The organism is Intestinibacter sp., assembly GCF_022780145.1.
GTDB lineage: Bacteria > Bacillota > Clostridia > Peptostreptococcales > Peptostreptococcaceae > Intestinibacter.
Map to the genome: position 1 here is coordinate 1 of NZ_JALEXO010000123.1, position 3,853 is coordinate 3,853.

The window sequence follows — 3,853 nt, forward strand, 5'->3', positions numbered from 1 at the left end:
GATAATGGAAGTTAGAAATACTTATGAAAAAATACGTTGTTTCAATAGCAAATAGTGCTACCGACTTAAGTAAATTAAAATTTATAGGAGAAGTGAAATGAAATATTTAAAAATTGACGGTTTAACCGATGTTTATCCAGAACCAGTTGAAGGTACAAGTGAATGGTACTATTGCAAATTAGCGAAAAGTACATTTTGTGATTTATATGAAGCTGAAGAGATTATCAATTCTGGAAATGTTTATGATGGAATGAGTTGTGTTTTGATTCATTATCCAGATGCAGAAGTTATTAGACCCTTTGAGGTTGAAGAAAATGTATATGTCGATGCGCCAGTATTTTATGAAGGTGTACTTTATTTTCTAGTTGTAGATTTTAATCAGAAAAAGATTCAAATAGTGGCTTATACTCCAAAGAGTCAGGATAAATCTACTATAGCTGAACTACCACTTAGTGATGTAGAGGATTGTTATAACTTATTGCTTAGAGTTGCACCAGTTTTACTAATCAGAGAAGCAAATGATGGATATCTAAATATATTGTGGCCGGAGAAGAAGAAAATCGAGATAGGAGATACGGAGGGCTTGATGTTTCGCGATGGCGATAATTTGTATTGCTCAGAGTGGTATGAAGATTCTGAATATCACGAGAGGATAATTGTCAGGGATTGGAATACTGGAGAAGTAAAGGAAAAATTTGAAGGACAAATGAACAGGATGCCAAATGGAGATGTTTGGATATTGTAATTATGGAGGAGTTTATGACAGAAAAAGAAAAAATGTTATCAGGGAAATTATATATGGCAAGCGATGCAGAGCTTAGAGAAGAAGCTAAAAGATGTAGAAAATTAATTAGATTATTTAATAATTCTACAGAAGAAGAAATGGACTACAGAACGAGCCTATTAAACCATTTATTCGGAAAAGTCGGCAAAAATGTGTTTATAGAGCCTACATTTAGATGTGACTACGGTAAAAACATATATATTGGAGACAATTTCTTCGCAAACTACGATTGCATAATACTAGACGTATGCAAGGTTGAGATAGGAAACAACGTTATGTTTGGACCTAGAGTATGCGTATATACAGCAGGTCACCCGATAGATGCAGAGGTTAGAATCACAGGTCTTGAATTTGGACAAGAAATAAAAATCGGCAACAATGTATGGATATGTGGAAATACAGTTATAAATCCAGGCGTCAAAATCGGCGATAATGTAGTTATAGGATCTGGTTCAGTAGTGACAAAGGATATAGAAGACAATGTAATAGCTGCTGGTAATCCTTGTAAGGTTTTGAGAAAGATAACACAAGAAGATAAGGAATATTGGAATAAAAAACGAGAAGAGTATTTTGAGGATTAAAAAAATGTATAAAGTAGAGATTTTAACTGATAGCATAGAATCAAATATTATTGATTTACTGCATACGAAGGATACTAAGGTAGAAAAAGTAAAGGATTCTTATATTATGAAGTCTTTTGTATATCAAGATGAGTTTAAAAAGATGTATAAAAAGCTTTTTAATAAAAAAACAAATAGTCCTACTGATAGAAATATGCAGACGTTTAATAATGGGATATTTTTTGAATTTAATATAGAGATGAGCTCAAAAGGATGTAGTATCTTTGGTGAATTTCGCTTTCCAAAACTTATTAAATTAATTTTTTTGATTTACCATCTGTTTTTTTTATTTATATTTTATGAATTTGCTCCATCGATAGGGCTTTTTATTATAATTATCATGATACCTATGATTTTAGCTGATGTATCGATGCCTAACAAGATTAAAACATATAGAGAATGTGTTTTGTGTAAAATTGAGGAGAATTTGAAAAATCAAAATGTAAATATACGAGATGTTAAAAGGTATAATTTTTTTAATAAATAAGACTAAAATTTGAAATTTATCGACTAGACATACTGTGTCTAGTGTAAAAATACGGCATTTCTCGCTTTGTGTCGTGTTATATTTTCTATATTAAGCATAAAATCAATTTGAAAGGAGGTAATCATCAAGTGGATCAAAAAAAGATAGGTAGTTTTCTAAAAGAACTGCGCAAGGAAAAGGGCATTACTCAGGAACAGTTTGCCGAAAAATTAGGTGTATCTAGTAGAACTATATCGAGATGGGAAACTGGTTCAAATATGCCAGACATTGACATTATTATTCAGATTGCAGATTATTACGATGTAGAAATTAGAGAAATTTTAGATGGAGAAAGGAAAAGCGAGAAAATGAACAAGGACTTAGAAGAAACTGTACTTAAGGTAGCGGATTATAGCAATAAGGAAAGAGAAATAATTACAAAGCGAATGCATATTTTATTTTTGATAGGTGTTATATGTTTTGTCGTATATATGTCTTTAGAAGCTTTAGGAATGGCTGATAGTGGATTTACAGAAAAAATTGCTAGTTTTGCACTTGGATTTTCATTTGGGATGTTAATTGTTGGTGTGATTTATACAAGTAGATATATGGTCAAAATTAGAGAGTTTAAAATGAGAATGTTAAAGCGCGGATAGATTATAATAAAAGATGATACTTTTTATATATTATTAATATATTTAACAACTTTGTTATATAAGTTTGGTTATATTTCTTTATCACAAAGTTGTTAAATATAATTACAATGGATAGAGTCATTGTCTATAGTATTTAGGCTGTAAAAACTACATTTCCATAAATTCAATAGAATTACCATGTTGCTCAATAATAGACACTAAATCTGATGAATTTAACCATACTGTTGCCGTATTATCATTAGGATGGACACCTATCAAAGCTTCACGGAATGATTCATCAAATATTACCTTTACTTTGCACTCCTCGTCATTTAGAATACCAAATGGAGTTACAGCGCCTTTTGTAAGTCCTAAAATTTTGCTTAAATCATTTTCAGAAGCGAAGGTCAATGGTCTTGAGCCTAATTTTTCTCTTAGAGATTTTAGTTGTACTCTCTTATCCTCTCTTATAACAACAAGGTAATAGTTCTTTTTCTTGTCGTCTCGAATAAATAAATTTTTGGCTATTGCATCTAGGTTTGGTAAGTTTAATTCCAACATTTCGTCGATTGTATATACTGCATTGTGTTCAACGATATCGAACTCAATTTTTCTGTCTTTTAAAAATTTAATGACAGCTTGTGCTTGTTCAGTCATACTTTATTTCCTCCTCTGATATAAAATTTTTAATAAGAAAATGATTGCTATACTACTTATATTTTATAATATAAATAAGATCTAATGCACAGTTTATTTATATTGTGTGTTAAATTATTTTTGTGAATTTGAATTTATAGATATGGAGGATATAAATGAGTAGAACAGAAAATGTTGAATTAACAGTATTATGTTTAATTTATGATGGAGATAAATATTTATTACAGGATAGAGTCGGCGAAGATTGGAAAGGATATACTCTTCCAGGCGGTCATATCGAAAGTGGAGAGTCTATTGTCGATGCTGTAATCAGAGAAATGAAAGAGGAGACAGGTCTTATAATAAAAAATCCTAAATTATGTGGAGTAAAGCAGTTTCCAATAAAAGGTGGAAGATATATCGTGTTTCTTTTTAAAACTGATGAATATGATGGAGATGTTATAAGCTCAAAAGAGGGTGAGATGCATTGGGTTAAAAAGGAGGATTTATCGAAGCTCGATCTTGTCAATAATTTTATTGAATTGTTGCAGGTAATATTAGATGATAAATTAACCGAATTTCAATATGTAGTTGAAGATGATGAATGGAAGCTTATTTTGAAATAGAATAACTCGTTGACAGATATATCGTAACATGATATATTATAAATATATCATATGACGATATATTGAAAGGCGATATATATTATTTT

The 3,853-nt window shown here is 30.4% G+C and carries 5 protein-coding genes; 4 read left to right on the top strand and 1 reads right to left on the bottom strand.

All coding sequences use genetic code 11. The features are described 5' to 3' along the window. The first annotated feature begins 97 nt into the window (after positions 1-97). The 3 genes from MR593_RS04585 to MR593_RS04595 all read left to right on the top strand — a co-directional run bounded on the left by MR593_RS04585 (position 98) and on the right by MR593_RS04595 (position 2,526). Positions 98-745, top strand: a complete 648-nt coding sequence (locus tag MR593_RS04585; protein WP_290690234.1) for a hypothetical protein — start codon at positions 98-100, stop codon at positions 743-745. 14 nt (positions 746-759) lie between these two features. Further along, on the top strand, positions 760-1,365 hold the full coding sequence (locus MR593_RS04590) for a sugar O-acetyltransferase (protein ID WP_290690236.1): 606 nt from the start codon (positions 760-762) through the stop codon (positions 1,363-1,365). Between the two features lie 654 nt (positions 1,366-2,019). Further along, positions 2,020-2,526: a helix-turn-helix domain-containing protein gene (locus tag MR593_RS04595; RefSeq protein WP_290690240.1), complete on the top strand. Its 507-nt coding sequence runs from the start codon at positions 2,020-2,022 to the stop codon at positions 2,524-2,526. A 147-nt stretch (positions 2,527-2,673) separates the two neighbouring features. On the opposite strand, the gene MR593_RS04600 is transcribed toward MR593_RS04595, so the two are convergent. Continuing rightward, positions 2,674-3,162 (bottom strand): prolyl-tRNA synthetase associated domain-containing protein, encoded by a 489-nt coding sequence (locus tag MR593_RS04600; RefSeq protein ID WP_290690243.1) that lies wholly within the window; start codon positions 3,160-3,162, stop codon positions 2,674-2,676. A gap of 155 nt (positions 3,163-3,317) precedes the next feature. Between MR593_RS04600 and MR593_RS04605 the strand changes: the two genes are divergently transcribed. After that, positions 3,318-3,767: an 8-oxo-dGTP diphosphatase gene (locus tag MR593_RS04605; protein ID WP_290690246.1), complete on the top strand. Its 450-nt coding sequence runs from the start codon at positions 3,318-3,320 to the stop codon at positions 3,765-3,767. Positions 3,768-3,853: the final 86 nt, after the last annotated feature.

Excerpts from the sequence above, each read along its gene's own strand:
- MR593_RS04590 (WP_290690236.1), top strand. The coding sequence starts at position 760 with ATGACAGAAAAAGAAAAAATGTTATCAGGGAAATTATATATGGCAAGC.
- MR593_RS04605 (WP_290690246.1), top strand. The coding sequence starts at position 3,318 with ATGAGTAGAACAGAAAATGTTGAATTAACAGTATTATGTTTAATTTAT.
- MR593_RS04600 (WP_290690243.1), bottom strand. The coding sequence starts at position 3,162 with ATGACTGAACAAGCACAAGCTGTCATTAAATTTTTAAAAGACAGAAAA.
- MR593_RS04585 (WP_290690234.1), top strand. The coding sequence starts at position 98 with ATGAAATATTTAAAAATTGACGGTTTAACCGATGTTTATCCAGAACCA.